The organism is Xanthomonas sp. MLO165 (genome assembly GCF_018831305.1).
GTDB classification, from domain to species: Bacteria; Pseudomonadota; Gammaproteobacteria; order Xanthomonadales; family Xanthomonadaceae; genus Xanthomonas; species Xanthomonas arboricola.
Genome location: NZ_CP029263.1, coordinates 2679405 through 2704610, shown reverse-complemented (window position 1 = coordinate 2704610; position 25206 = coordinate 2679405). Strand labels below are relative to the sequence as shown.

Annotated in this window: 23 protein-coding genes; 13 read left to right on the top strand and 10 right to left on the bottom strand. The window is 67.0% G+C overall.

Annotation, left to right across the window (positions count from 1 at the left end):
• The first annotated feature begins 91 nt into the window (after window positions 1-91).
• Window positions 92-970: a protease HtpX gene (gene htpX / locus DGN21_RS11430; protein ID WP_160954561.1), complete on the top strand. Its 879-nt coding sequence runs from the start codon at window positions 92-94 to the stop codon at window positions 968-970.
• Window positions 971-1074: 104 nt separating this feature from the next.
• Here the strand turns inward: htpX and DGN21_RS11425 are convergent, their stop codons facing one another.
• The 4 genes from DGN21_RS11425 to DGN21_RS11410 all read right to left on the bottom strand — a co-directional run bounded on the left by DGN21_RS11425 (window position 1075) and on the right by DGN21_RS11410 (window position 5531).
• The gene (locus tag DGN21_RS11425; protein ID WP_046343058.1) at window positions 1075-3144 is read right to left on the bottom strand and encodes an EAL domain-containing protein; all 2070 of its coding nucleotides are present in this window, start codon (window positions 3142-3144) and stop codon (window positions 1075-1077) included.
• 118 nt (window positions 3145-3262) lie between these two features.
• Window positions 3263-4444, bottom strand: coding sequence for an NAD(P)/FAD-dependent oxidoreductase (locus tag DGN21_RS11420; RefSeq protein ID WP_160954560.1), 1182 nt, complete (start codon window positions 4442-4444; stop codon window positions 3263-3265).
• Complete coding sequence (locus DGN21_RS11415; protein WP_024939301.1) at window positions 4441-4989, bottom strand: YaeQ family protein; 549 nt, start codon at window positions 4987-4989, stop codon at window positions 4441-4443. The genes DGN21_RS11420 and DGN21_RS11415 overlap by 4 nt, the downstream gene beginning before the upstream one ends.
• A gap of 62 nt (window positions 4990-5051) precedes the next feature.
• Window positions 5052-5531 (bottom strand): YaiI/YqxD family protein, encoded by a 480-nt coding sequence (locus tag DGN21_RS11410; RefSeq protein ID WP_160954559.1) that lies wholly within the window; start codon window positions 5529-5531, stop codon window positions 5052-5054.
• A 267-nt stretch (window positions 5532-5798) separates the two neighbouring features.
• On the opposite strand from DGN21_RS11410, the gene DGN21_RS11405 reads away from it, so the two are divergent.
• Together DGN21_RS11405 and DGN21_RS11400 are read left to right on the top strand one after the other, a co-directional pair.
• Window positions 5799-6008, top strand: coding sequence for a cold-shock protein (locus DGN21_RS11405; RefSeq protein ID WP_006451993.1), 210 nt, complete (start codon window positions 5799-5801; stop codon window positions 6006-6008).
• A 175-nt stretch (window positions 6009-6183) separates the two neighbouring features.
• Window positions 6184-6882, top strand: a complete 699-nt coding sequence (locus DGN21_RS11400; RefSeq protein ID WP_024939303.1) for a glutathione S-transferase — start codon at window positions 6184-6186, stop codon at window positions 6880-6882.
• Between the two features lie 106 nt (window positions 6883-6988).
• Here DGN21_RS11400 and DGN21_RS11395 read toward each other — a convergent pair whose 3' ends face one another.
• Window positions 6989-7864: an alpha/beta hydrolase gene (locus DGN21_RS11395; protein ID WP_160954558.1), complete on the bottom strand. Its 876-nt coding sequence runs from the start codon at window positions 7862-7864 to the stop codon at window positions 6989-6991.
• Between the two features lie 169 nt (window positions 7865-8033).
• Between DGN21_RS11395 and DGN21_RS11390 the strand changes: the two genes are divergently transcribed.
• A complete protein-coding gene (locus DGN21_RS11390) occupies window positions 8034-9590 on the top strand; it encodes a YdiU family protein (protein WP_184577242.1) in 1557 nt (518 codons plus the stop codon).
• A gap of 94 nt (window positions 9591-9684) precedes the next feature.
• Entirely contained in the window at window positions 9685-10245 is a 561-nt protein-coding gene (locus tag DGN21_RS11385; protein WP_024939306.1) for an adenine phosphoribosyltransferase, read from the top strand.
• 146 nt (window positions 10246-10391) lie between these two features.
• On the opposite strand, the gene dbpA is transcribed toward DGN21_RS11385, so the two are convergent.
• A complete protein-coding gene (dbpA, locus tag DGN21_RS11380) occupies window positions 10392-11768 on the bottom strand; it encodes an ATP-dependent RNA helicase DbpA (RefSeq protein WP_053045141.1) in 1377 nt (458 codons plus the stop codon).
• A 102-nt stretch (window positions 11769-11870) separates the two neighbouring features.
• Between dbpA and DGN21_RS11375 the strand changes: the two genes are divergently transcribed.
• Window positions 11871-13763: an ATP-binding cassette domain-containing protein gene (locus DGN21_RS11375; protein ID WP_160954555.1), complete on the top strand. Its 1893-nt coding sequence runs from the start codon at window positions 11871-11873 to the stop codon at window positions 13761-13763.
• A gap of 208 nt (window positions 13764-13971) precedes the next feature.
• On the opposite strand, the gene DGN21_RS11370 is transcribed toward DGN21_RS11375, so the two are convergent.
• Complete coding sequence (locus tag DGN21_RS11370; RefSeq protein ID WP_024940420.1) at window positions 13972-14397, bottom strand: barstar family protein; 426 nt, start codon at window positions 14395-14397, stop codon at window positions 13972-13974.
• Complete coding sequence (locus tag DGN21_RS11365) at window positions 14394-14843, bottom strand: ribonuclease (RefSeq protein ID WP_016904848.1); 450 nt, start codon at window positions 14841-14843, stop codon at window positions 14394-14396. Before DGN21_RS11365 ends, DGN21_RS11370 begins: the two co-directional genes overlap by 4 nt.
• A 257-nt stretch (window positions 14844-15100) precedes the next feature.
• Between DGN21_RS11365 and DGN21_RS11360 the strand changes: the two genes are divergently transcribed.
• On the top strand, window positions 15101-15712 hold the full coding sequence (locus DGN21_RS11360) for a superoxide dismutase (protein ID WP_016904847.1): 612 nt from the start codon (window positions 15101-15103) through the stop codon (window positions 15710-15712).
• Window positions 15713-16373: 661 nt separating this feature from the next.
• On the opposite strand, the gene DGN21_RS11355 is transcribed toward DGN21_RS11360, so the two are convergent.
• Window positions 16374-17207, bottom strand: coding sequence for an inositol monophosphatase family protein (locus DGN21_RS11355; RefSeq protein ID WP_039521909.1), 834 nt, complete (start codon window positions 17205-17207; stop codon window positions 16374-16376).
• A gap of 116 nt (window positions 17208-17323) precedes the next feature.
• Here DGN21_RS11355 and DGN21_RS11350 point away from each other — a divergent pair, with 116 nt between their 5' ends.
• From DGN21_RS11350 to DGN21_RS11340, 3 genes are read left to right on the top strand one after another with little or no spacing between them, the layout of a single operon-like run.
• A complete protein-coding gene (locus DGN21_RS11350) occupies window positions 17324-18091 on the top strand; it encodes an RNA methyltransferase (RefSeq protein ID WP_054593068.1) in 768 nt (255 codons plus the stop codon).
• Between the two features lie 51 nt (window positions 18092-18142).
• Window positions 18143-19072: a phosphate/phosphite/phosphonate ABC transporter substrate-binding protein gene (locus DGN21_RS11345; RefSeq protein ID WP_024940419.1), complete on the top strand. Its 930-nt coding sequence runs from the start codon at window positions 18143-18145 to the stop codon at window positions 19070-19072.
• Window positions 19069-21186: an EAL domain-containing protein gene (locus DGN21_RS11340; protein WP_024940418.1), complete on the top strand. Its 2118-nt coding sequence runs from the start codon at window positions 19069-19071 to the stop codon at window positions 21184-21186. Before DGN21_RS11345 ends, DGN21_RS11340 begins: the two co-directional genes overlap by 4 nt.
• A gap of 96 nt (window positions 21187-21282) precedes the next feature.
• Here DGN21_RS11340 and epmB read toward each other — a convergent pair whose 3' ends face one another.
• A complete protein-coding gene (epmB, locus tag DGN21_RS11335) occupies window positions 21283-22311 on the bottom strand; it encodes an EF-P beta-lysylation protein EpmB (RefSeq protein WP_104568357.1) in 1029 nt (342 codons plus the stop codon).
• 103 nt (window positions 22312-22414) lie between these two features.
• Here epmB and efp point away from each other — a divergent pair, with 103 nt between their 5' ends.
• From efp to DGN21_RS11320, 3 genes are read left to right on the top strand one after another with little or no spacing between them, the layout of a single operon-like run.
• Entirely contained in the window at window positions 22415-22981 is a 567-nt protein-coding gene (gene efp / locus DGN21_RS11330; protein ID WP_007962665.1) for an elongation factor P, read from the top strand.
• 4 nt (window positions 22982-22985) lie between these two features.
• Window positions 22986-23834 carry a hypothetical protein gene (locus DGN21_RS11325; protein WP_215824925.1) on the top strand — a complete coding sequence of 283 codons (849 nt, stop codon included), beginning with the start codon at window positions 22986-22988 and terminating at the stop codon, window positions 23832-23834.
• An 18-nt stretch (window positions 23835-23852) separates the two neighbouring features.
• Entirely contained in the window at window positions 23853-25190 is a 1338-nt protein-coding gene (locus DGN21_RS11320; RefSeq protein WP_024940415.1) for a TRZ/ATZ family hydrolase, read from the top strand.
• Window positions 25191-25206 lie beyond the last annotated feature (16 nt).

Here is a 25206-nt window from a genome sequence, read left to right as displayed (position 1 = left end):
CTGAATCGTCGGTCAGGTGATCGCTTGATTTCAAGCGCTGACGACCGCAGATCCGCTGCAGTCCATCCTGCTCGCGTGGAGTCGTCGCACCATGTTCAACCGCATTTTCCTGTTCCTGCTGACCAATTTTGCGGTGCTGATGCTGGCCGGCATCGTGATGTCGGTGCTGGGCGTCAATCCCGCGCAGATGAGCGGCCTGCTGGTGATGGCGGCCGTGTTCGGGTTCGGCGGCTCGTTCATCTCGTTGCTGCTGTCCAAGTTCATGGCCAAGCGCAGCACCGGCGCGCAGGTGATCAGCGAGCCGCGCACGCCAACCGAGCGCTGGCTGCTGGCGACGGTGCGGCGCCAGGCCGAGGCGGCCGGCATCGGCATGCCGGAAGTGGCGGTCTACGACGGCCCGGAGATCAATGCCTTCGCCACCGGCGCCAACCGCAACAACGCGCTGGTGGCGGTGTCCACCGGGCTGCTGCAGAACATGAGCCAGGACGAGGCCGAGGCGGTGCTGGGCCATGAAATCGCGCATGTCGCCAATGGCGACATGGTCACCATGGCCTTGCTGCAGGGCGTGCTCAATACCTTCGTGATCGTGCTGGCGCGCGTGGTCGGCGGCGTCATCGACAGCGCCATGTCGGGCAACCGCGACGGTGGCCGCGGCTTTGCCTACTTCATCATCGTGTTCGTGCTGGAGATGGTGTTCGGCCTGTTCGCGACGATGATCGCGATGTGGTTCTCGCGGCGCCGCGAATTCCGCGCCGATGCCGGTGGCGCGCAACTGGCGGGCCGCGGCAAGATGATCGCCGCGTTGGAGCGCCTGTCGCTCAACCATGGCCAGAACAGCCTGCCTTCGCAGGTGCAGGCGTTCGGCATTTCCGGCGGTGGTGGCGATGGGTTGCGCCGGCTGTTTCTGAGCCACCCGCCGCTGTCCGAGCGTATCGCCGCGCTGCGCGCCGCCAACGGTGCGGCGATGTAAGACAGTAGCGCCAACCGATGCGTGCCGTCCAACAAAAAACCCGCGTCCTGCGGGTTTTTTGTTGGCTGGAGCGCGGCGGCAGTGATGCGCTACGGCTGCAGGTCTCAGCCGAACTCGTAGTTCATCAATGGCCCGGTCGGGGCGACGAAATCGCCTTGCACATAGTCCACCCCGGCGCTGAAAAAGGTGCTCATCGACTGCGCATCGGCCACGAACTCGGCCACGGTGAGGATGCCGGCCGGTTGCGCGCGCGAGGTGATCTCGCGGATCTTCTCCTGGCTTTCGCGCGCCGAGGCCACTTCGCCGGTGATGCCGCGATCGAGCTTGAGAAAGGCCGGCTGGAAATGCGCCAGCAGCTGGAACGAGTCCAGGCCCGAGCCGAACTGTTCCAACCCGACCTTGCAGCCCATCGCCGACACCGCCGCCAGGAACTGCTGGGCATTGCGTAGATGGGTGAACACCTTCGATTCCGGCGTCTGCAGCCACAGCCGTTCGCCCGGCACGCCGTACACGGCCAGCTGCTCGCGGATGATGTCGATCATCTGCGGATCGGAGAACGAGTTGGGCCCGATGCGTACCAGCAGGTGCGTCCTGTGTCCTGCACGTTGCCGCTCGCCGAGCTGGCGGATCGCGCGTGCCACCACCCAGCGGTCGATCTCGGTGATCAGATCGTGTTCTTCGGCGATCGCCATGAAGGCGTTCGGCGACATCATCTCGCCGTTGCGCTCCAGCCGCAGGAAGGCCTGGTACAGCTCCAGCGGCTCGCCCTGCAGGTTGAGCACCGGCTGGTAATGCAGCAGGAAGCCGTCGCCGACCAGCGCCTCGCGCAGTTGCTGCACCCAGCGCTCGATGCGTTCCTCTTCAGCCCGGTCGGCTGCTGCCGGGTCGTAGATGCTGACCGCATTGCCGCCGAGCTCGGCGGTGGTGCGCACTGCCTCGGTGCCACGGTTGAGCACCTGGCCGATGCTGGCGATCTTCTCGCCGATCTGCACGCCGCCGATGCTCACCGTCACCGTGGCCGAACGCGCGCCGATGCTGAAGACGTGCTGCGCGAAGGCGTCGCGTACCAGCTCCGCCAGTGCATGCGTGCGCGCGTAATTGCCGTCCATCAACAACGCAAAGCTGTGCTCGCCGAAACGTGCGGCGACCACGCTGTCATCGCTCACGCTGGCCACGTGGGCGGCCAGCGCGGCGATCAGCGCATCGGCCGAATCCAGGCCGATCTCGGGCAGCAGGCGCGCATAGTGGTCGGGCTCGATCAACAGGAAGCCGGACTGGCCTTCGCTGCGGCCGGCGCGCGCCACCGCCTGTTCCAGCGCCACCATGAAGGTGGGGCGGTTGAGCAGGCCGGTGACCTGGTCGCGCTGGCGCAGGTCCTCGACCTCGCGCGCCAGCTCCGGGTCGAATTCCTCGCGACGGCGGAACACCACCTGGATGCACGGCTCGCCTTCGTAGGTCGCGGTGGCGAACTCCATCGTCGCCGGGAAGGTGTCGCCTTCGAGCCGGCGCGCGTCGACCTTGTACTGCGCCGGCGGCGGCTCGCCCTTGGACATGGCCTTGAGCAGCTGCTTGAAATCGTCGACGTACTGGGCGGCAATCATGTCCAGCAGCGACACACCTTCGACATCGTCGAACGACTCGAAGCCGAACATGTCCAGATACGCCTCGTTGGCGCGGATGTGCATGCCTTCGTGCACGTAGGCGATCGGGTCGCGCGAGGAGGCGATCAGGGCGTCGCAGCGCCGCTCGGTCTCGCGCATCTGTGCCTCGATGCGGCGCAGGCCACGGCGTGCCTGCAGGTCAGCCCATTCCGAGCGCACCAGCGACAGCAGGTGTTCGGGGCGATGACGCAGCGCGATGGCGCGAATGCCATGTGCCGCGGCCTCGACCAGCGCGTTTTCCTCGATCCGCTCGGCCAGCAGGATGATCGGAATATCCTTGCCGCTGCCGGCGATCTGCTGCCGCAACGCGCTCATCGGGATCTGCAGCGCCTGCCCGTGCAGGGCCAGGTCGATCTGTCCCGACAGCATGCTGGCGAGCTCTTCCGGTGTCTGCGGACGCGACGGACGCACTGCGATGCCGCCGTTGCGCAGCGCGGTCACGATCGCCTCCGCGCTTTCGACACTGTCGTCGACGATCATCAGGCGGAGGGTGAGATCTTTGCCTTTTTGCATGCGCGTTTCCCTAGCGACGGGCTTTAATACACGAAGGAACTCGGCTGCGTCCATGTCTGTGGACACGGCCGCATCCGGGGTGAGACTCAGGCCACGTTTCCATGTGTCGAAGCCGACCTCAGGCGACGCTTCCGGCGGCATGGCCGGATGCCCATGCCCACTGAAAGTTGTAGCCGCCCAACCAGCCGGTCACATCCAGCACCTCGCCGACGAAGTACAGGCCGGCCACCAGCCGAGACTCCATGCTCGCACTGGAGACCTGGTTGGTATCGACACCTCCCAGCGTTACTTCAGCGGTGCGATAGCCCTCGGTTCCACTGGCGATCAGCGGGAAGGCGGCCAGCAGGTCGGCTGCGGCCTGCAACTGCGGTGGGTCGAGCTGGCGGACCGGCTTGTCCGGCAACCACACTTCGCACAGGCGCTGGGCGAACCGCCGCGGCAGCACGTCGGCCAGCACGTTGCGCAGTTCGGTGGCGCCACGCTGATTTTTCTGGTCGCGCAGCCAGGCCGCGGCATCCTGGCCGGGCAGCAGGTCCAGGCGCAGGTCGTCGCCGGGCTGCCAGTACGAGGAGATCTGCAGGATGGCCGGGCCGCTGACGCCGCGGTGGGTGACCAGCATGAAGTTGCGGAAGCTGACCCCGTTGCACTGCGCCTGGACCGGTAGCGCCAGCCCGGACAGGTCCTGCAGCCGTTCCTGGTGCTTGCCGCTCAGGGTCAGCGGCACCAGCCCGGCACGCGTCGGCAACAGGGTGTGGCCGAACTGCTGGGCCAGCGTGTAGCCGAAGCCGCTGGCGCCCATGCTCGGAATCGACAGCCCGCCGGTCGCCACGATCAGCGACTGCGCCTGCACGCGTCCCTGGCTGGTCTCCACGCTGAAGCCGTCGCTGCCGCGCTGCACCGATTGCACCTTGCAGTCGGTACGCACCTGCACGCCCGCCGCCTCGCACTCGTCCAGCAGCATGCGCACGATCTGCTTGGACGAGATGTCGCAGAACAGCTGGCCCAGCTCTTTCTCGTGATAGGCAATGCCGTGGCGCTCGACCATCTCCACGAAATCCAGCGGGCTGTAGCGGGCGAGGGCGGACTTGCAGAAGTGGCGGTTGGCCGAGAGGAAGTTGCCCGGCGTGGTGCCGGTATTGGTGAAGTTGCAGCGGCCGCCACCGGACATCAGGATCTTCTTGCCGACCTTGTTGGCATGGTCGATCACCAGCACCTGGCGGCCGCGCCGGCCCGCAGTGAAGGCACTCATCAGTCCGGCCGCGCCGGCACCGATGACCAGCACGTCGCAACGCATGTTCATTCGGCCGGGGCTTGCCGCACCATCGGGGTCAGTGTGACGCTGCCGTGGTCGGCCAGCATCTGCACCTCGCCGTCCTGGATGATCACGTCGAAGCGCATGCCGCGCTGGATCAGCGCGCCCAGCGCCTCGGTGGCCTGCGAGTCCAGCTCGATCACGCGCAGGTTGCGCTGGCGGCTAAGCGCGTTGGCCTGCTTCTTCCACCAGGTTTCGGTGGCCTGGCCGCCATAGCCGATCACCACCGCCTCGCGCGACCGATTGCAGGCCTTGCGCACCCGGCTTTCGTCCGGCTGGCCAAGGTCGATCCACAGGTCCGGGTCGCCGGTGTAGTCGCGCCGCCACAGGTCGGGTTCGTCCTCGTTGCTGAGGCCGCGACCGAATTCCAGGCGGTCGTCGGCGAACAGCGCGAACGCCAGCAGCCGCACCATCAGGCGCTCGTCGGTTTCGGAGGGGTGCTGGGCCAGGGTCAACGAATGGTTGGCGTAGTAGCCACGGTCCATGTCGCTGATCTGGAGTTCCGCCCTGCGGACGGTGGCGGTAAGGGCCATCAGGATGCCGGTTGCAAAGGGCACTTATGATACGCCCCCGTTGCAATGCCGGCGTGTTGCGGTCAGCGCCGCGCCATCTCGGCCAGCCAACGGTCCAGCTGGGCGGCAAATGCCTGGCGGTCGCGCGGGTGCAGGGCCGCCGGTCCACCGGTGACCACGCCGGCACCGCGCAGTTGCTCCAGAAAGCTGCGGACCGACAGGCGCTCGTTGATGCTGTCGCGGGTAAACGGTTCGCCACGCGGGCTGACGGCGGCCGCTCCCGCCTCCAGTACGCGAGCGGCCAGCGGAATGTCCTGGGTGACGACCAGGTCGCCTGCGGCCACCCGTGCGGCAATGGCATCGTCGGCCGCGTCCGCGCCTCCAGGCACCTGCAGCGCTCGCACGTGGGCCAGGCGAGGGGTGGGCAGGAAATGATTGGCGACCAGCGTCACCGCCGTGCCGGTACGTGCGGCGGCGCGGAAAAGGATGTCGCGGATGACTGCGGGGCAGGCATCGGCATCGACCCAGATATGCGGGCGGGACGGCAGGGGAGGCGTATTCATGTGCTGAAATCGAGAGGGAAGGGGCCTGACAGGTGGTCGGATTCGGCCTGACAGTAAAAAATTTGACGCAAGGTGTCGCTTTTTGCTGGGAACGCGAGTACTGTGCACGCACTGTGTTTGCAAGGGTCACCGTGAATCGTGGCCTGATGCAGCCGGATCGTTACAGATCTCGCTTCATCGTTCCGCTTTACCAACGCCTGCAACTCAGTCTCAGCTCCGGCTTTTCGGACGCTGCGATTTATCCATCTATAGTTCAGGAGTTTGTAAATGTCAGATCGTCAGAGCGGTACCGTGAAGTGGTTCAACGATGCCAAGGGCTTCGGCTTCATCACCCCGGAAAGCGGCCCGGACCTGTTCGTGCACTTCCGTGCCATCCAGGGCACCGGCTTCAAGTCGCTGCAGGAAGGCCAGAAGGTGACCTTCGTCGCCGTGCAGGGCCAGAAGGGCATGCAGGCTGACCAGGTGCAGGCGGTCTAATCCGTCTGCAACCGTAAGGTTGCCAAAAACGTCGGTTGCGCAAGCGACCGGCGTTTTTTATTGGGCGCGGTTTGATCAGTGCAATAGAGAGTGCGGGCGGTTCGAACCGCCCAGGTGAGCGCAGCGACGACACGCCAATCGGTAGCATGTGCGTTTTCCGCGTGCAGCCTCTTCCATGATCACTGTCCACCATCTCAACAATTCCCGTTCCCAGCGCGTGCTGTGGCTGCTGGAGGAACTGGCGCTGCCGTACCAGATCGTGCGGCATGAGCGCGATCCCAAGACCATGCTGGCGCCGGCGGCATTGCGTGCCATCCATCCGCTCGGCAAGTCGCCGGTGGTTGTCGACGGCGAGCTGACCGTGGCCGAGTCCGGCGCGATCCTGGAGTTCCTGACCGAACGCTACGACACCGAATGCGCGCTGTCGCCGCCGCCGCGTCCGCTGGAGTCGCCGGAGCGCCTGAAGTTCCGGTACTGGATGCATTACGCCGAAGGCTCGGCAATGCCGCCGCTGCTGATGACACTGATCTTCGGGCGGATTCGCAGTGCGCCGATGCCGTTCTTCGCCAAGCCGATCGCACGTGCGATCGTGGACAAGGCCATGTCCGGCTTCGTCGGTCCGCAGCTCAAGCTGCATCTGGACTGGATGGAGCAGTCGCTGCAGGCAAGCGAATGGTTTGCCGGTGAGCGTTTCACTGCAGCCGACATCCAGATGAGCTTCCCGGTACAGGCCGCCGCTGCACGTGGCGGCGGGCTGGAGAGCTATCCGCGCCTGCGCGCGTTTCTCGCGCGTATCGAAGCGCGCCCGGCGTACCAGGCCGCGCTGAAGAAGGGCGGCCCATTCGAGCTGATGGGACGCAAGCCCGCCGAGTGACGTTGCGGTATGCGCGCAGGGAAGCCGCAGGTCACCGTGCCTTGACGGTGTCCTGCCAGGGTTTGGCGAATCCCCAATCCCGACTCCCCAATCCCATACCGCCCAATCAAGGCGCCCGACATTGCCGCAGGAACTGCAGCGTGTCGCGCAGCACGGGCGAGCGCTCGGGCGGTTTGCGCAGCGCCAGCACGATGCCGAGATGGCCCATGCCCGGGTAGACCTTCAACTCGGCCGTGCCGCCCTTGCGTTGCAGGGCGTGCTGCAACGAGGTGCTGTTCTGCAGCTCGACCACGCGATCGGCATCGCCGTGCAGCAGCAGCATCGGCGGTTCGTCGCCGCCGACGTAGCGCACCGGCTGCGATTGCTGTTGCGCGGCCGGTGCCTCGCCGAAGATCTCGATCAGCTCCGGGTCGGTCAGCGGCAGGAAGTCGTAGGGCCCGGCCAGACCCACCACCCCGCACAGTTGCCGGGGTTGCAGGCCTTGCACCTGCAGCCAGCGCGCGTCGGTACCCAGCAGCGCGGCCATATGCGCGCCTGCAGAGTGGCCCATCACCGCCAGGCGCGTCGGGTCGCCACCGTAGTCGTGCGCATGCCGATAGCTCCAGGCGGTGGCGCCGGCAGCGTCGGACATGAAGCCCTGCAGGCCGACCTGCGGATACTTGCGGTAGTCGGCCACCATTGCCACCACGCCCTGGCGCGCGAGCGCGCGTCCGACCCAGCGATAGTTGGCGCGCGTCCCGCGCTTCCAGGTGCCGCCATAGAAGAACACAACCACCGGGGCATCCACCGCGCCGCGCGGCTGGTAGACGTCCAGGGCCAGACCATGCGCCGGATCGAACACCTGGTCGCGGTGCTCGACAATGCCGTCGCGGCTGGAGGCGGCGTTGATGCCACCAAAGAACACGCTGCTGCAGGCGGTCAGTGTCAGCGAGCCGAGCAGCAGCAGGGCGGGGCGAAACCAGCGGGAAGTGCGCGAGGGCATGGGCGATGTCATGTGAGGGGCGGGGAGGAATAGCGCTAAGGCTGTCGCCAACGTGTGCAGGACGAGCCCGTTCGCCGGCGGCCAGCTGCTCGAAGATACGGTACGTGCGCAACGCCGGATGCGTGGTTGCCCATGCGAAGTTCACTGTCGTTGGCCTACGCTGGCACGCATGACGACTCTGCAGTTTGACAACCGCCTGCGCCAGCAGCTGGCCGGTGATTCCGAACAAGGTCCACGCCGCCGCGAGGTACGCGCTGCATGGTCGACGGTGATGCCGACGCCGGTAGCCGCGCCGCGTCTGCTGGCGTATTCGACCGATGTCGCCCAACGGCTGGGGCTGGATGAGGCCGAGATCGGCAGCGCGCACTTTGCCGAGGTATTCGCCGGCAATGCGCTGTACCCGGGCATGCAGCCTTGGGCGGTCAATTATGGCGGGCACCAGTTCGGACATTGGGCCGGCCAGTTGGGTGATGGCCGGGCGATCTCGCTCGGCGAGGCAATCGGAGTCGATGGCGGTCGCTACGAGTTGCAGCTCAAGGGTGCCGGCCCGACACCTTATTCGCGCGGTGCCGATGGCCGGGCGGTATTGCGCTCGTCGATCCGCGAATTCCTGTGCAGCGAAGCGATGCATCACCTGGGCGTGCCGACCACGCGTGCGCTGAGCCTGGTCACCACCGGCGATGCGGTGGTGCGCGACATGTTCTACGACGGCCGGCCGCAGCGCGAGCCGGGCGCGATCGTGTGCCGGGTGGCGCCGTCGTTCATCCGCTTCGGCAACTTCGAGCTGCCCGGTGCGCGCGGCGATCTGGCGCTGCTGCGGCAATGGGTGGACTTCACCATCGCGCGCGACTTCCCGCAGCTGGAAGGTGCTGGCGAGGCGCTGTACGCAGCCTGGTTCGCACAGGTCTGCGAGCGCACGGCGGTGATGGTGGCGCACTGGATGCGGGTGGGCTTCGTGCATGGGGTGATGAACACCGACAACATGTCGATCCTGGGGCTGACCATCGACTACGGCCCGTACGGCTGGGTCGACGACTACGACCCGGACTGGACGCCGAACACCACCGATGCGCAGGGCCGTCGCTACCGCTTCGGCACCCAGCCCCAGGTCGCGTATTGGAACCTGGGACGCCTGGCGCAGGCGCTGGCGCCGCTGTTCGCCGACCAGGCGCAGTTGCGGCTGGGGCTGGACCGCTTCCGCGATACCTACCTGGCCTGCGACCGCCGCGACACTGCCGCCAAGTTGGGTCTGGCCGACTGCCGCGACGAGGATCTACAGCTGATCGATGCGCTGCGCGTGCTGATGCACAACGCGGAAATGGACATGACGCTGACCTTCCGCGGCCTGATCGCATTTGCGCCGGAGCATCCCGATCCTGAGCTGTTGCGTGAGGCGTTCTATGACCAGGACAAGCGTCTCGCGCATGCCGCGCAGCTGCAGGAATGGCTGCAGCGCTACGCTGAGCGGCTGCAGCAGGACACGCTGTCGCCGGAGGCGCGGCGCGAACGCATGCGCCTGGCCAACCCGCGCTATGTGCTGCGCAACTATCTGGCGCAGCAGGCGATCGATCTGGCCGAGCAGGGCGATCCGTCCGGCGTAGAAGAGTTGCTGGAGGTCATGCGGCACCCGTACGACGAACAGCCGGGCCGCGAGGCGTTTGCCGCGCGGCGGCCGGACTGGGCGCGCGACCGCGCCGGTTGCTCGATGCTGTCCTGCAGTTCCTGACGCGCTCAGATGCAGGTATGTCGTAAACGCGGCGTCGTGAGCGCGCGCAGCCTAGAATAGGGTGGTCCCCACCGGCCTAGACGCCACCACCACCATGACTGACTGCACCCGCTGCGCCGGCACCAATTCTTCCGGACCCAACCAATGGTCCGAGCGAATCCGCGACATCGCCGATTTTCCCAAGCCGGGCATCGTCTTCAAGGACATCACACCGCTGCTGTCCGATGGCCCGGACTTCGCCTCGGCGCTGGATGAAATGGCGCAGCCCTGGCGCACCACACCGCTGGATGCGGTACTGGGCATCGAGGCGCGCGGTTTCATCCTGGGGTCGGCGCTGGCGCGCGAGCTACGCACCGGCTTTGTGCCGGTGCGCAAGCCCGGCAAACTGCCCGGGCGTACGCTGGTCCAGGAATATGCGCTGGAATACGGTACCGACCGCATCGAAATGCACGAGGACGCGTTGCCACGCGGCGCGCGCGTGTTGATCGTCGACGACGTGCTTGCCACCGGCGGTACGCTGCGCGCGGCCCTGAGTCTGGCCGCACAGCTGGAGCTGGAAGTGGTCGGCGCGGCGGTGCTGGTCGAGTTGCTGGCGCTGCAGGGCCGTGAGAAGTGGGCCAATGACGTGCCGCTGCTGGCTACCTTGAGCTATTGATCCAGGCGTCTTGCCGATCGAGCAGCTCGCCGATGAGGCTTTCTGAAAACGGGAATGCGCAAGCATGCGCATCCCGTTGGATCGTGCGGCAGGCGCTATCGCCGCCGCCCGAGCGGTTGGTCGGCAGGGTCGCTGCCGCGCGGTGATTACAGCTTGCTGACCCGGAACCGGCGTCCCTTGATCTTGCCCGCATGCAGATGCGCCAGCGCCTTGGCGACCTGCGCGCGGGCGATGGCGACGTAGGAGCGGGTGGGGTAGATCGCGATCTTGCCGATCGCCGCGCCCGACAGTCCGGCTTCGCCGGTCAGCGCGCCGAGGATGTCGCCGGCACGCAGCTTGTCGGTCTTGCCGCCGTCGATGCGCAGCGTGGTCATGGCCGCCTGCGGCAGCTGCGCCGGGCGGGCGGTGGCCAGGGGCGCGCGCGACCACTTCAGCGGCTGGCCCTGTTCGGCTTCCAGCGCCTGCGCGCGGCCGGTCTCGCGCGGGGCCACCAGGCTGAGCGCCAATCCGCGTTTGCCGGCGCGCGCGGTGCGGCCGATGCGGTGGCGGTAGGTTTCGGTATCGGTGGGCAGCTCGTAATTGACCACTGCCGACAGGTCTTCCACGTCCAGCCCGCGTGCAGCCACATCGCTGGCCACCAGCACGTTGCAGCTGCGGTTGACGAAGCGCACCAGCACTTCGTCGCGGTCGCGCTGTTCCATGTCGCCGTGCAGGGCGAGCGCGGAGAAGCCGAACTCCTGCAGCGAGCCGGCCACCTCGTCCACTTCCTTGCGGGTATTGCAGAACACCACGCTGGATTCGGGATTGAAGCGCAGCAGCAGGCCGGCGACGGCCTTCTGCCGGTAAGTCGGGTCGACCTCGAAGAACTGCTGGTCGATTTCTGGCGCGTTGTCGGCGCCTTCGACGGTGATTTCGACCGGGTCCTTGAGGATCTCGCGCGCCAGCGTGCGGATGATGTCCGGGAAGGTGGCCGAGAACAGCAGGCTCTGGCGGTGCTTGTCGCAGCGGCTGGCGATCTCGCGAATGGGTTCTTCGAAGCCCATGTCGAGCATGCGGTCGGCCTCGTCCAGCACCAGCGTGCGCACGCCGCCCAGATGCAGGGCGCGCTTGCGGGCCAGTTCCTGGATGCGGCCGGGCGTGCCGACCACCACTTGCGGGTCGTGCGCTTCCAGCGAGGCCAGCTGCGGGCCGAGCGGCATGCCGCCGGTCAGCACCACCAGCTTCATGTTGGGGATGCCGGTGGCCAGCTTGCGCAACTGCTTGCCGACCTGATCGGCCAGTTCACGGGTGGGGCACAGCACCAGCGCCTGCGCGCGGGTCAGCGCCGGGTCGAGCTTCTGCAGCAGGCCCAGCCCGAAGGCGGCGGTCTTGCCGCTGCCGGTCGGCGCCTGGGCGATGACGTCCAGCCCCTGCAGGATCGGCGGCAGGCTCTGCGCCTGGATGGGAGTGAGGACGGTGTAGCCAAGGGCGTCGATGCCGGGGGCCAGGGCCGGCGACAGCGGCAGCGCGGAGAATTCGTTCATGGCGCATTTTAGCCGGGATTGGGCAGTGGGGATTGGGGATTCGCGACGGCGAGGCGTTTTCCATTCCCGATTCACCATTCCCGATTCCCGTACAATCAGCCCATGCCTTTAATCACTCTGCAAAGCGTCGACTACAGCGTCGGCGGCCCCTTGTTGCTGGAAAAAACCGACCTCACGATCGAGCCGGGCGAGCGTATCGCCCTGATCGGCCGCAACGGCGCCGGCAAATCGACCTTGATGAAACTGATTGCCGGCGAGCTCAAGCCCGACGATGGCGAAGTGCGCGTGCAACAGGGCGTGCGCATCGCGCGGCTGGAGCAGGAAGTGCCGCAGGGCACCGGCGGCAGCGTGTTCGATGTGGTGGCCGACGGCCTGGGCGAGCTGGGTCACTGGCTGGCCGAGTTCCATCAACTCAGCCATGCCGAGGTGTTCGATGGCGACGCGTTCGGCAAGGTGCAGGCCAAGATCGACGCGGCCGACGGCTGGGCGCTGGATCAGCGCGTCAGCGAGACGCTGACCAAGCTGGAACTGGACGGCGATGCGGAGTTTGCGCGGTTGTCCGGCGGCATGAAGCGGCGCGTGCTGCTGGCGCGCTCGCTGGTGTCCTCGCCGGATGTGCTGCTGCTGGACGAGCCGACCAACCACCTGGACATCGAAGCCATCGACTGGCTGGAGTCGTTCCTGAAGAACTGGAACGGCAGCGTGTTGTTCGTCACCCATGACCGGCGCTTCCTGCGTGCGTTGGCCACCCGCATCGTCGAGATCGATCGTGGCCAGGTCACCAGCTGGCCGGGCGACTGGGCCAATTACGAGCGGCGCCGCGAAGAGCGGCTCAATGCGCAGGCGCAGGAAAACGCGCGCTTCGACAAGATGCTGGCGCAGGAAGAAATCTGGATCCGTCAGGGCATCAAGGCGCGGCGTACTCGCGACGAAGGCCGCGTACGGCGTCTGGAATCGATGCGCAACGAGCGCGTGCAGCGCCGCGACCTGACCGGCAACGTGCGCATGGAAGTCTCGCAGGGCGAGTCCTCCGGCAAGAAGGTGATCGAGGCCAAGGAAGTCGGTTTCGCATTCGGCGCGCGCACGATGGTCAAGGATTTTTCGACCATCATCCAGCGCGGCGACCGCATCGGGCTGATCGGCCCCAACGGCAGCGGCAAGACCACCTTGCTGAAGTTGTTGCTGGGCGATCTGCAGGCGCAACAGGGCGAGATCCGCATCGGCACCAATCTGCAGATCGCCTACTTCGATCAGTACCGTTCCACGCTGCGCGAGGACTGGAGCGCGATCGAGAACGTGGCCGAAGGCCGCGACTTCATCGAGATCAACGGCAAGCGCAAGCATGTGCATGCGTATCTGCAGGACTTTTTGTTCACCCCCGAGCGCGCACGTGCGCCGATCACCCGGCTGTCCGGCGGCGAGCGCAATCGGCTGCTGCTGGCCCGCCTGTTCGCGCAGCCGTCCAACCTGCTGGTGATGGACGAACCGACCAACGATCTGGACGTGGAAACGCTGGAGCTGCTGGAAGAGCTGCTGGGCGAGTACACCGGCACCTTGTTGCTGGTCAGCCATGACCGCGACTTCCTCGACAACGTGGTGACCTCCACCCTGGTGATGGAGGGCGAGGGCCTGATCGGCGATTACGTCGGCGGGTACAGCGATTCGCTGCGTCAGCGTCGCACCCCGGCGCCCAATGCGATGGCGGTTGCCAAGGCATCGGCGACGGCGGCGGCAACCACGCCGGTGGCGGCTGCGCTGCCGGTCGATGCCGCGCCCAAGCGCAAGCTCAGCTACAAGGACGCGCGTGAGCTGGAGCAATTGCCGGCCTTGATCGAAACCCTGGAGCAGCAGGTCGCGGCATTGACCGAGGCGATGAACGACCCGGCCTTCTACCAGCGCGACAGTGCGGCGATGGCCGCGCATACGGCCGCATTGGGCGATGCGCAGGCTCGGCTGGATGCGGCGTTCGCGCGCTGGAGCGAACTGGATAGTTGATGGTCGGGCCGGTGCCCGACTGCGTGCCGGCCTTGTGGATGTGTGGAGCGATAACTGGCACCACGCCTCCCACTACAGGGGTGGCAGCCGTGGGGCAGCGCGTTGCGTGAAACACGCGCTGGATACGCACCGGTGATCACCGACCACCACCACGCCGTGTTGATCGTGCTGTGTCCGGCGAGTGCGGGATGCGTCTTGCAGGCAGCGCCTAGTCGCAGGCGCTCGCAGGCGCCACGAATGCCGCAAACGTGAGCCCGCGCGCGGCCCAGGCGGTAGCCGCTTCGTCGAGGATGTCCAGCAAGGTGTCGCGGTCGTTCGGCGCAGTGCGGGCCAGCGCATCGGCGCCGTCGATCAGCAGCGCATAGCCATGCGACGCTGGCAGCCATGCCAGATCGCGCAAGGCATCGGAGAGCGCGTCCCAGTTGCGGCCGAAGCCGGCAGGGAAGTCCAGTTGGGTGGCCAGACGCATCAGCAGCCTGTGCTTGTCGCTGCAGCTGGCCAGGTCCACGCGCAGGATGTGCAGGCCGGCATCGCGGGCAAGCGCGGCCATGGTGTCCAGATCGTCGGTCTCGGCTTGGTAGACGCCCGATTGCTGCGGGTCGGACAGGTCCAGTGCGAAGTCGCCTGCGCTCATGGCGCCTGCTCCGGAGCCGGGCCCTGGAACGATCTGAAACTCTGGTAATGATCGTCGCTGTAGTACCACGCCTGCGGCGGGGTACCGCCGGTGACGATGCGGCGCGCACCGCGATCGGGACTGCCTGGGGTTTCCACGGTGTATTCGTGGTAGTAGCCGCGCGGACGCTCGGGCAGGCGCTGCTCACGATTGCCGAACACGCTGCCGTCCTGCGGATGCGGGAATGGTCCGCCGCGCTGGATCAGCACGATCGTGGCCATGGCCTCGGTCGGCAGAAATCCCGGCAACGCTTGCTGCTGCGGTGAGCGTTCGACCGGTGCTGCTGCGGCGATCGGCGCGCTGAGCTGCGGCGCGAAGTGCGGCTTGGGTGTCTGCATCGCGCGCATGCCCCACAACCCGGCGACGAGCAGCACGATGGCGACGATCAGCAAAGCGGGCTTGCGCATGACGGTTCCGGAAACAGGGTGTTGGGACGGCAGAGCAAGTATGCCGTTGCGCGACTGTGTCGACTTTGAACGCGCCGGGCGGCGGGACGGTTCACGCCCGAGTAACCGGGGCATGGTGCAAGGTATGCAGCGAACACGACGCGGCATGCGATGGGATGAAGTTTCCCTGCCAATACCCTTGGTAAGCGCCGCCGCCGTCCTTACCATCTACCCCGCAACGCCCGGTCTTCGCCGGGCGGCAAGTCCAGGAGACACGCATGGCTTACACCCTCCCGCAGTTGCCCTACGCCTACGACGCGCTGGAACCCAATATCGATGCGCAGACGATGGAAATCCATCACACCAAGCATCACCAGACCTATATCAACAACGTCAACGCGGCGCTGGAAGGGACCGAGTACGCCGACCTGCCGGTGGAAGAGCTGGTGTCCAAGCTGAAGAGCCTGCCGGAAAACCTGCAGGGCCCGGTGCGCAACAACGGCGGTGGCCACGCCAACCATTCGCTGTTCTGGACCGTGCTGTCGCCCAATGGCGGCGGTGAGCCCAAGGGCGAGGTCGCCAAAGCGATCGACAAGGACATCGGTGGTTTCGAGAAGTTCAAGGAAGCCTTTACCAAGGCCGCCGTCAGCCGTTTCGGCTCGGGCTGGGCCTGGTTGAGCGTGACCCCGGACAAGAAGCTGGTGGTGGAAAGCACCGCCAACCAGGACAGCCCGCTGTTCGAAGGCAACACCCCGATCCTGGGTCTGGACGTGTGGGAACACGCGTACTACCTGAAGTACCAGAACCGTCGTCCGGAATACATCGGCGCGTTCTACAACGCGGTGAACTGGGAAGAAGTCGAGCGCCGCTACCACGCTGCGATCGCCTGAAGTCGTGCATCAGCGCTAGGTTCCACGTAGCGCTGCGACAGCGGCACCCAACGCACAAGGCCGGGAGCGATCCCGGCCTTGTGTGTTTTGCTGCGCGCTGTTGTAGGAGCGACCCTGGTCGCGAGGGGCTTTGCCGGGAAAGCCCCGTCGCGCTCGGGCGCGCTCCTACGGTGTGTGGCGCCGATGGGCTTTGCATCGCGCTGGAACGCACAAGGCCGGGAGCGATCCCGGCCTTGTGCGTTTTACTACGCGCTGTTGTAGGAGCGACCCTGGTCGCGAGGGGCTTTGGTGGGAAAGCCCCGTCGCGCTCGGGTGCGCTCCTACGATGTGTGGCGCCGATGGGCTTTGCATCGCGCTGGAACACACAAGGCCGGGAGCGATCCCGGCCTTGTGCGTTTTGTTGCGCGCTGTTGTAGGAGCGACCCTGGTCGCGAGGGGCTTTGCCGGGAAAGCCCCGTCGCGCTCGGGCGCGCTCCTACGGTGTGCGGCGCCGATGGGCTTGGCGTCGCGCTGAAACGCACAAGGCCGGGAGCGATCCCGGCCTTGTGTGTTTTGCTGCGCGCTGTCGTAGGAGCGACCCTGGTCGCGAGGGGCTTTGCTGGGAAAGCCCCGTCGCGCTCAGGCGCGCTCCTACGGTGTGCGGGCTGGGGTCGGGCAGCGATCAGAACTTGGCGTCGAACTCGCGGGCGTAGCCGGTGTTGACGATGACCTTCTGCAGCGCGTCGCTGATCTTGATGTTGCCGGCCACGATCTGCTGCGTTTCCGGGCCCATGTTGTCCATGCGCGGCGGGGTGGCACCCTTGTAGTCGCAGACGCGGCCACCGGCTTCGCGCACCAGCAGCACGCCGGCCGCGATGTCCCACGCTTTGACGCCGGCCTCGAAATACGCATCGGCGCGGCCGCAGGCCACGTAGGCCAGGTCCAGCGCGGCAGAACCGGTACGACGCACATCCTCTGCCTGCACCAGCAACGCATCGACGCACTTCAACTGCGCACTGGTGCGTGCGCGCTCGCGCGGCGGGAAGCCGGTGTGGACCATCGCGCCTTCCAGGTCCTTGCGTTCGGCGATGCGGATGCGGCGGTCGTTGAGCACCGCGCCGGCGCCGCGGCTGGCGGTGAACAGCTCGTTGCGCAGCGGGTCGAAGATCACTGCGTCGGTGGGCTCGCCGTTTTCCACCAGCGCGATCGACACGCAGTAATGCGGGAAGCCGCGCAGATAGTTGCTGGTGCCGTCCAGCGGGTCGATGACCCAGGTGTAGCGGCCACTCTTGCCACCTTGCACGCCGCCTTCTTCGCCGAACACGGCGTACTCGGGGTAGCCGCGCTTGAGTTCCTTGATGATGACCTTCTCGGCATCGGCATCGACTTCGCTGGCGTAGTCCATGCGGCCTTTCTGCACCACGTTGAGCGCATCGAGCTTGTTGATACCGCGCAACAGCACATTGCCGGCGAGGCGGGCGGCTTTGACCATGACGGTGACGGCGGGTTTCTGCATGGTTAAAGCTCCCGTGAAGGCAGAATCGAAAATGGCGAAGGTAAAAGAGCGGTCCGGCACCAAAGCCGGCCGCGCAGTTTACCATCTACGACCGAATCGCTCCCCAATCTCCGTTCATGTCCGTCAGCCAGCGCATCCGTTTCGTTCTTGTCGGCACCCAGCATCCAGGCAACATCGGCGCCGCCGCGCGCGCGATGAAGACGATGGGCGTGTCGCGCCTGGTGCTGGTGGCACCGGAGCGTGCGCTCGACGAAGACGCCTATCGGCGGTCGGCCGGTGCCGAGGACGTGCTCGGCGAGGCGCCGATCTTCGCCACCCTGGCCGAGGCGGTGGCCGATTGCACCCTGGTGATCGGCTGCACCGCGCGTGCGCGCCGGGTCGCGCTGGAAGAGCTGCCGCCGGACGAGGGCGCGCGCCGTGCCTGGGCCAAGGCAGGCGAACCGGCCGAGGTGGCGATCGTGTTCGGTCGCGAGCGCACCGGCCTGACCAACGACGAACTGCAGCTCTGCCATGCGGCGCTGCATATCCCGTCCGATCCGGCGTTCAGCTCGCTCAACCTGGCGGCGGCGGTACAGGTCGTGGCGTACGAGGTGCGGCTGGCGCAGCTGGCGGCTGGCGAAGCGGAGGTTGCGCCCGCCGCGGCGGCCGGCGCGCTGCGCGAGGGCCCGGCCAGCCATGCCCAGCTGGAAGGCATGTTCGGCCAGTTGGGCCAGACCCTGGACGAGATCGACTTCCACAAGGGGCGGGCGCCGGAGTCGGCGATGCGCAAGCTGCGGCGGCTGCTGTTGCGCGCGGACATGAGCGAGCAGGAAGTGCGTCTGCTGCGCGGCATTCTGTCCGATGCGCAGCGCATGGCCATGCTGGCAAAGCGCAACGGAAACTGACGTCTGTCACATCTGGAAAGATTCGGCTAGGCTGTCGGCGGCTCTAGGGGAGTGTCCGTTTTGCGCGGTCTACGATGGTGTCTGATTGCCTGCGGGCTGTTGGCCGGGGCAGGCTTGGCCGCGACGGCGACAGCGGCGCCTTCCCCGGTATTGGTGCTTGGACGGATCAGCGACGATCCCGCCACCCATTACGCGCAACTCAAGCCCCTGCTGGATTACGTGGTGCCGCGCATGCGCGAGGTCGGGATCCGCCGTGGCGAAATCCTGATGGCGCCGGATGCGCGGCAGATGTCCAGTTACCTGCGGCGTGGCCGCGTCGACTGGGTCAGCGAAACCACCGGTGCGGCAATGCTGCTGGAACAGCGCGGCAGTGCGCACCCGCTGGTGATGACCGAGCGCGGCGGCCTGCGCGAGTTCCACACGGTGTTCTTCGTCCGCCGCGACAGCCCGATCCAGTCGCTCAAGCAGTTGCGCGGGCACACCCTGGCGTTGCAGAACGCCTCCTCCACCAGCGGCTACCTGCTGCCGATGCTGGAGCTGGTGCGCAACGGCATCGCCTGCGATGTGCTGCTGTCGCCGGACGACAGCCAGGTACCGGGCTCGGTGGGTTACCTGATGGTCGGGTCGAAACTGAATATCTCCGCCTTCGTGCATCAGCACCTGATCGATGCGGGCGCCTTCAGCAACGCCGACTGGGATGACGAACGCCACCTGCCGCAGGTGTTCAAGCGTGATTTCCGTATCGTCCATCGCAGTGCGCCGGTGCCGCGCGCGGTGGAGATGGTGCGCACCGGCATGGATCCGGCGGTGGAACGGCGGCTGCGCGTGGTGCTGCTGCAGGCGGCCTCCGACCCCAAGGCCGGGCCGGCCCTGAAACGCTTCTTCGGCACCACCGCCTTCCACCCGCTGGATGCTGCCAGCCGCCGGCGCCTGGATGCGCTGAGCGCCGGCTTGCACCGTGTCAGGGACCAAGTGGAATGACTCAGGTGCGCTTCGGGTTGCAGGCACGCTTCCTGTTGGTGATGGCGCTGACGCTGCTGCTGGTCGGTGCGATCCTGGCGTCGCTGCTGCAGCGCCAGAGCGCGATGCAACGCGAGGTGCGCGGGCTCAGCGCGCAGATCCTGCACGAGCTGTTCGATCGCAGCCTGCGCACGCGTGGCGAGACCCTGGCCACCGAACTGGCGAACGGCCTGGCCAATCCGCTGTACTACTCCGACCTGGGCACAGTGGGTGCGCTGGTGCGCAACGCCTCGCGGCAGCAGGTGGTGAGCTACGTGCTGGTGTTCGATCGACGCGGCCGGCTGGTGCACGATGGCTCGCCCGATCTGCAGCATTACGGCCAGCCCATGACCGACCCGCTCGCGGCCAGGGCGGTGACCGCGCGCGCCATGCTGTCGCAGTCCTCGCCGGAAGTGCTGGACGTGACGATGCCGATCAAGATCGGCGACCAGCGCATCGGCGGGGTGCGGGTGGGCATGTCGCGCGAGCGGGTGCGCAGGGTCGAATCCGGCGCCAACCTGACCCTGGTGCAGAACCTCAACGCGATCGGCAAACGCGATCTGGGCTGGCTGCTGGTGCTGCTGGCCGCGCTGGTGGCGCTGGGGGTGCTGTTGGCCATCTACGTGCAGCGCACCCTGGTGGCACCGGTGCGGCTGCTGGCGGCGGCCGCGCGCCAGATCGAGCGTGGCGACTATGCGGTGCAGCTGCCGCCGCATCCGCGCAACGACGAGATCGGCGAGTTGATTTCCGCCTTCGGCCGCATGAGCGAGAGCATCGCCCGGCACGATCGCGAGGTGCGCCACATGGCCTACACCGACGCGCTGACCGGGCTGACCAACCGGCTGGGGTTCCGCGAGGGCCTGGACCATCTGCTCAACACCGCCCGCAGCACCGACAGCAAGCTGGCGCTGCTGTTCGCCGATATCGACGACTTCAAGCGCGTCAACGACACGCTGGGGCACGAAGCCGGCGACGAGGCGCTGCTGCAGTTCGCCAGCCGCATCAGCCGCGCGGTCGGTGCGTTGGGTGGCGACGACGCGATCCTGGCGCGCTTCGGCGGCGACGAGTTCGTGATCCTGCTGCAGAACGGCGATGTCAGCCTGCTTGCCGCCCAGCTGGCGGACCGGCTGGTGCACGAATTGAGCCGCCCCTTGAACGTGCAGGGCCGGGAGGTGTTCCTGGGCACCTCGATCGGCATCACGCTGTTCCCGGACGATGCCAGCAATGCCACCGCGTTGCTGAAGAACGGCGACATCGCGATGTACCAGGCCAAGGTCGCCGGCAAGAACTGCCATCGCTTCTACAGCCGTGCCGCCGATCATGCGGTGGAGCGGCGCGTGCACATGGAGCACGAGCTGCGCGGGGCCTGGGAGCGCGACGAGCTGCGGCTGGTCTATCAGCCGATCTACCGGACCAGCGACCGGGTGCTGGTGGGGGTGGAAGTGCTGTTGCGCTGGCAGCACCCGGCGCTGGGCACGATTGCGCCGTCCACCTTTATCGACATCGCCGAGCAGAGCGGCCTGATCGAGGTGATCGGCCCCAAGGTGCTGCGCGCGGCCTGCCTGGAAGCGGCGCAATGGCCGGTGGTGGGCGAGGGCTTGTTCATCTCGGTCAACGTCTCGCCGCGTCAGCTGCGCAGTGGCGACCTGATCGACACCGTGGCCGAGTGCCTGGCCGAGTCCGGCCTGCCGGCCGCGCGCTTGCACCTGGAGCTGACCGAAACGGCGGTGATCGGCGACGAAATGATGGCCGCCAGCCTGCTCGATCAATTGCACCGTACCGGCGTGAAGGTGTGGCTGGACGACTTCGGCACCGGTTTCTCCGGCTTGAGCCATCTGCGCCAGGTGCCGGTGGACGGGGTCAAGATCGACAAGAGTTTCATCGCCGACCTGCAGCGCGACCCGGACGATCTGGCGCTGACCACGGCCATCATCGGCATGGCGCATTCGCTGGGCATCACCGTGGTGGCCGAGGGGATCGAGCAGGAAGCGCAGTTCAACCTGCTGCGCGAGCGTGGCTGCGACCTGGGCCAGGGCTACTGGTTCAGCCGCCCGCTGAGCCCGGCCGACATGGTCAAGCTGATCGCCGCGGGCTGATCAGCGTAGGAGCGCATCCGGGCGCGACGGGCGTTACCGGTCATGCTTCGTCGCGCCCGGGTGCGCTCCTACGATCCGGTGTGTTCGAGCTGGTGGTTACAGCGGCCGTTTGCCGGTGTCGCCAGGAATTTCGCGCACCAGGCGCGGCACCAGGTAGCCGGACAGGCGCGCGGCCAGCTCGGTGTGCAGGGCGCGCGCGCGCGCATCGTCCACTTCGAAATGCGCCACGCCGGCCACCCGGTCGAGCTGATGCAGGTAATACGGCAGCACGCCGGCGGCGAAGCTGCGTTCGCTCAGGGCCGCCAGCGCATCCACGCTGTCGTTGACGCCGCGCAGCAGCACGGCCTGGTTGAGCAACTGCGCGCCGGCCTCGCGCAGGGCGCGCATGGCATCGTCCACGGCGGTATCGAATTCGTTGGCATGGTTGGCATGCACCACGAAGGCCACCGGCCACGGCAGGCTGCGCAGCCAGGCCAGCAGCGGCGCGTCGACACGCTCGGGCAGCACGATCGGCAGCCGGCTGTGGATGCGCAGGCGCTTGATGTGGCCGATGGCAGCCAGCGCATCGGTGAGTTCGGCCAGCTTGCCGGTGGCCAGCGACAGTGGGTCGCCGCCGGACAGCAGCACTTCGTCGATGCCGGGGTCGGCCGCGATCGTGGCGACCGCGTCGCGCCAGCCGTCGCGCGCGGCGGTTTCCTCGGCATACGGGAAGTGGCGGCGGAAGCAGTAACGGCAGTGCACCGCGCAGCTGCCGGTGGCGATCAGCAGCGCGCGGCCGCGGTATTTCTGGATTACACCGTCGGCGGTCTTGGCGGCGCCATCGCCGACCGCATCCAGGCCGAAGCCGGGCACCGGCCGCATTTCATCGTCCAGCGGCAGCACCTGGCGCAGCAGCGGGTCGTGCAGGTCGCCACGGCGCATGCGCGCCACGAATGCCTGCGGCACCCGCAGCGGGAACTGCGCGGCGGCCGCGTCGCTGATCCCGGCCGCCTGCGCCTCCAGGCCCAGCAGCGCCAGCAGCGCGCGCGGGTCGCGCACGGCGTCGCGCCACTGCTGCTGCCAGCGCGGCGGTTGCAGGGTGGGCGGCGGAGATGGCTGCAAGGCGAGGGGGGCTGCGGGTATCATGTGCGGTCACAAAACCAATGCCCGCCGGTTGCGGCGGGCGCCCCATTCTAATCCGACCTGCCACGGCCTGTGGCAGGTCGTGGTCTTATCGAGGAGCTGCACCATGGCCACTGTTGGCATGAACGACGTCAAGAACGGCATGAAGATCCTGGTCAACAACGAGCCGGCGGTCATCACCGAGACCGAATACGTCAAGCCGGGCAAGGGCCAGGCCTTCACCCGCATGAAGTACCGCTTCATCAAGTCCGGCCGCGTGGTCGAAATGACCATGAAGGCGACCGACGACGTGGAAGTGGCCGACGTGGTCGATACCGACATGCGCTACCTGTACAGCGATGGCGAGTACTGGCACTTCATGGACCCGGAAACCTTCGAGCAGGTGCAGACCGACAAGGCCGGCATGGGCGGCGCCGACAAGTGGCTCAAGGGCGAGGAAGACTGCATCGTGACGCTGTGGAACGGCACGCCGATCTGGGTGCAGCCGCCGAACTTCGTCGAGCTGAAGATCACCGAGACCGATCCGGGCGTGCGCGGCGATACCTCCGGCGGCGGCGGCAAGCCGGCGACGCTGGAAACCGGCGCGGTGGTGCGCGTGCCGCTGTTCGTCAACCAGGACGAAATCATCAAGGTCGACACCCGCTCGGGCGAATACTCGGCGCGCGTCAAGTAAGACGATGCGTCCGGGACACTGGCCTGATCGAGCGGGACGCGGTGCCAGTGTCGTGTTGGGGCTGTGGGGCGCGCTGCTCGCGTGCCCGGCGTTTGCGCAATCGGCTGCCGCAACCTGCGATGCCGATGACGTGGCCGCCGTTGCGGCCATTGCAACCTCCGGCGTCGTGGGCGGCGCTGCCGCCGCGGTGCCGGTCGACCGTCTGGTGGCCCAGAGCTGCAAGCCGTGGCCGAACGATGCGGCGATCCGGCTGGCGGCAATCGCATTTGCCGGCGACGCGGAGACCGTGCCTGGCGAGCGCGACCTCGAGTTGCGCGTGGCCATGCTCGATGCCGCCAGCGGCAAGGTGCTGGCGTTCTACGCGCAGGCAATGGGCGAGGACGCCGCCTTCGAACTGGCTGCCGACAGCCTGCGCCTGGACACCGCGCGCTACGACCTGGCCAAGGGCGTGCGTGCGATCGGCGTGGTGGTGCGCAGTGCCGCGCGCGGGCCCAGCTGCCCGGATTTTTACAGCAATCAGGCATTGACCCTGCTGGTGCGCGAGGGGCGCAGCCTGCGCCCGGTGCTGCAACGCGATCTCTATGCGTGGCAACGTGTGAAAGGCGAGCCGTGCAGTCTGGGCAAGGACGATGTGATCACCGAAGTGGCCAATCTGAGCGTGAGCATGGCGCCGCAGGTACACGCTGGCTATGCGGACATCGTGCTGACAGCCAACGTGGCTACCGTGGAGAGCGCCGCTGGCAGCGACACCGATACCGAACACACCCGTCGCGCGCGCCAGGTGCTGCGCTACGACGGCCAGCGCTATGTGCCTGTGGCCGGTGGCGATCCCAGCTGGCCGTTCGACAACTAACCTTTTATGGATCCGCTCATGACCAATGCCCCTCCCGAAGTCTGCGACCTGTTGATCGAAGCCGGCTACGTCGTGCCGATCGAGCCGCATGCGGTGGTGCTCGACGATCACGCGGTGGCGGTGCACAACGGCGTCATCGTGGCGATCCTGCCGACCGCCGAGGCGCGCCTGCGGTTTGCGCCGACGCAGACCGTCTCGCGCCCGGAGGCGGCCCTGATCCCGGGCCTGGTCAATGCGCACACGCATAACCCGATGACGCTGCTGCGTGGCGTTGCCGACGATCTGCCGCTGATGGTATGGCTGCAGCAGCACATCTGGCCGGTGGAAGCGGCGGTGATCGGGCCGGAATTCGTCGCCGACGGCACCACGCTGGCGATCGCCGAAATGCTGCGTGGCGGTACCACCTGCGTCAACGAGAACTACTTCTTCGCCGATGTGCAGGCGGCCGTGTACAAGCAGCACGGGTTCCGTGCGCTGGTCGGCGCGGTGATCATCGATTTCCCCACCGCCTGGGCATCGTCGGACGACGAATACTTCGCACGGGCCGGCGAACTGCACGACCAGTGGCGCGACGATCCGCTGATCAGCACCGCCTTCGCGCCGCATGCGCCGTACACGGTCAACGACGCCAACTTCGAACGCGTGCGCATGCTGGCCGACCAGTTGGATCTGCCGGTGCATCTGCACACGCACGAAACCGCGCAGGAAGTGGCCGATTCGGTTGCGCAGTACGGGCAGCGCCCGCTGGCGCGGCTGGACCGCCTGGGGCTGGTCAACGACCGCCTAATCGCCGTGCACATGACCCAGCTCACCGAGGCGGAAATCCACCTGTGCGCCGAGCGCGGCGTCAGCGTGGTGCATTGCCCGGAGTCCAACCTCAAGCTCGCTTCGGGCTTTTGCCCGGCCTGCGCGCTGCAACGTGCAGGCGTCAACCTGGCGATCGGCACCGACGGCTGCGCCAGCAACAACGACCTGGACATGTTCAGCGAGAACCGCACGGCGGCGATCCTGGCCAAGGCAGTGGCCAACGATGCCACCGCACTGGACGCGGCCACCACGCTGCGCGCGGCCACGCTGGGCGGCGCGCGCGCGTTGGGCTTCGGCGACAGGATCGGCTCGATCGAAATCGGCAAGCAGGCCGATCTGGTCTGCGTGGATCTGTCCGCACTGGAGACCCAACCGCTGCATCATGTGCTGTCGCAACTGATCTACGCTGCCGGCCGTCATCAGGTCACCGATGTGTGGATCGCCGGCAAGCCCAAACTGGTGCAGCGCGAGCTCATCGACATGGACACCGCTGCCCTGGTCGCCAACGCGCGGCAGTGGCGCGAGCGCATCCGCACCGTCCGCGCCTGAGCGCGCGTCACCCCAT

What these genes read in the sequence shown, in the direction of transcription:
- htpX (WP_160954561.1), top strand. Translation starts at nt 92, where the DNA reads ATGTTCAACCGCATTTTCCTGTTCCTGCTGACCAATTTTGCGGTGCTG.
- DGN21_RS11425 (WP_046343058.1), bottom strand. Translation starts at nt 3,144, where the DNA reads ATGCAAAAAGGCAAAGATCTCACCCTCCGCCTGATGATCGTCGACGAC.
- DGN21_RS11420 (WP_160954560.1), bottom strand. Translation starts at nt 4,444, where the DNA reads ATGAACATGCGTTGCGACGTGCTGGTCATCGGTGCCGGCGCGGCCGGA.
- DGN21_RS11415 (WP_024939301.1), bottom strand. Translation starts at nt 4,989, where the DNA reads ATGGCCCTTACCGCCACCGTCCGCAGGGCGGAACTCCAGATCAGCGAC.
- DGN21_RS11410 (WP_160954559.1), bottom strand. Translation starts at nt 5,531, where the DNA reads ATGAATACGCCTCCCCTGCCGTCCCGCCCGCATATCTGGGTCGATGCC.
- DGN21_RS11405 (WP_006451993.1), top strand. Translation starts at nt 5,799, where the DNA reads ATGTCAGATCGTCAGAGCGGTACCGTGAAGTGGTTCAACGATGCCAAG.
- DGN21_RS11400 (WP_024939303.1), top strand. Translation starts at nt 6,184, where the DNA reads ATGATCACTGTCCACCATCTCAACAATTCCCGTTCCCAGCGCGTGCTG.
- DGN21_RS11395 (WP_160954558.1), bottom strand. Translation starts at nt 7,864, where the DNA reads ATGCCCTCGCGCACTTCCCGCTGGTTTCGCCCCGCCCTGCTGCTGCTC.
- DGN21_RS11390 (WP_184577242.1), top strand. Translation starts at nt 8,034, where the DNA reads ATGACGACTCTGCAGTTTGACAACCGCCTGCGCCAGCAGCTGGCCGGT.
- DGN21_RS11385 (WP_024939306.1), top strand. Translation starts at nt 9,685, where the DNA reads ATGACTGACTGCACCCGCTGCGCCGGCACCAATTCTTCCGGACCCAAC.
- dbpA (WP_053045141.1), bottom strand. Translation starts at nt 11,768, where the DNA reads ATGAACGAATTCTCCGCGCTGCCGCTGTCGCCGGCCCTGGCCCCCGGC.
- DGN21_RS11375 (WP_160954555.1), top strand. Translation starts at nt 11,871, where the DNA reads ATGCCTTTAATCACTCTGCAAAGCGTCGACTACAGCGTCGGCGGCCCC.
- DGN21_RS11370 (WP_024940420.1), bottom strand. Translation starts at nt 14,397, where the DNA reads ATGAGCGCAGGCGACTTCGCACTGGACCTGTCCGACCCGCAGCAATCG.
- DGN21_RS11365 (WP_016904848.1), bottom strand. Translation starts at nt 14,843, where the DNA reads ATGCGCAAGCCCGCTTTGCTGATCGTCGCCATCGTGCTGCTCGTCGCC.
- DGN21_RS11360 (WP_016904847.1), top strand. Translation starts at nt 15,101, where the DNA reads ATGGCTTACACCCTCCCGCAGTTGCCCTACGCCTACGACGCGCTGGAA.
- DGN21_RS11355 (WP_039521909.1), bottom strand. Translation starts at nt 17,207, where the DNA reads ATGCAGAAACCCGCCGTCACCGTCATGGTCAAAGCCGCCCGCCTCGCC.
- DGN21_RS11350 (WP_054593068.1), top strand. Translation starts at nt 17,324, where the DNA reads ATGTCCGTCAGCCAGCGCATCCGTTTCGTTCTTGTCGGCACCCAGCAT.
- DGN21_RS11340 (WP_024940418.1), top strand. Translation starts at nt 19,069, where the DNA reads ATGACTCAGGTGCGCTTCGGGTTGCAGGCACGCTTCCTGTTGGTGATG.
- epmB (WP_104568357.1), bottom strand. Translation starts at nt 22,311, where the DNA reads ATGATACCCGCAGCCCCCCTCGCCTTGCAGCCATCTCCGCCGCCCACC.
- efp (WP_007962665.1), top strand. Translation starts at nt 22,415, where the DNA reads ATGGCCACTGTTGGCATGAACGACGTCAAGAACGGCATGAAGATCCTG.
- DGN21_RS11325 (WP_215824925.1), top strand. Translation starts at nt 22,986, where the DNA reads ATGCGTCCGGGACACTGGCCTGATCGAGCGGGACGCGGTGCCAGTGTC.
- DGN21_RS11320 (WP_024940415.1), top strand. Translation starts at nt 23,853, where the DNA reads ATGACCAATGCCCCTCCCGAAGTCTGCGACCTGTTGATCGAAGCCGGC.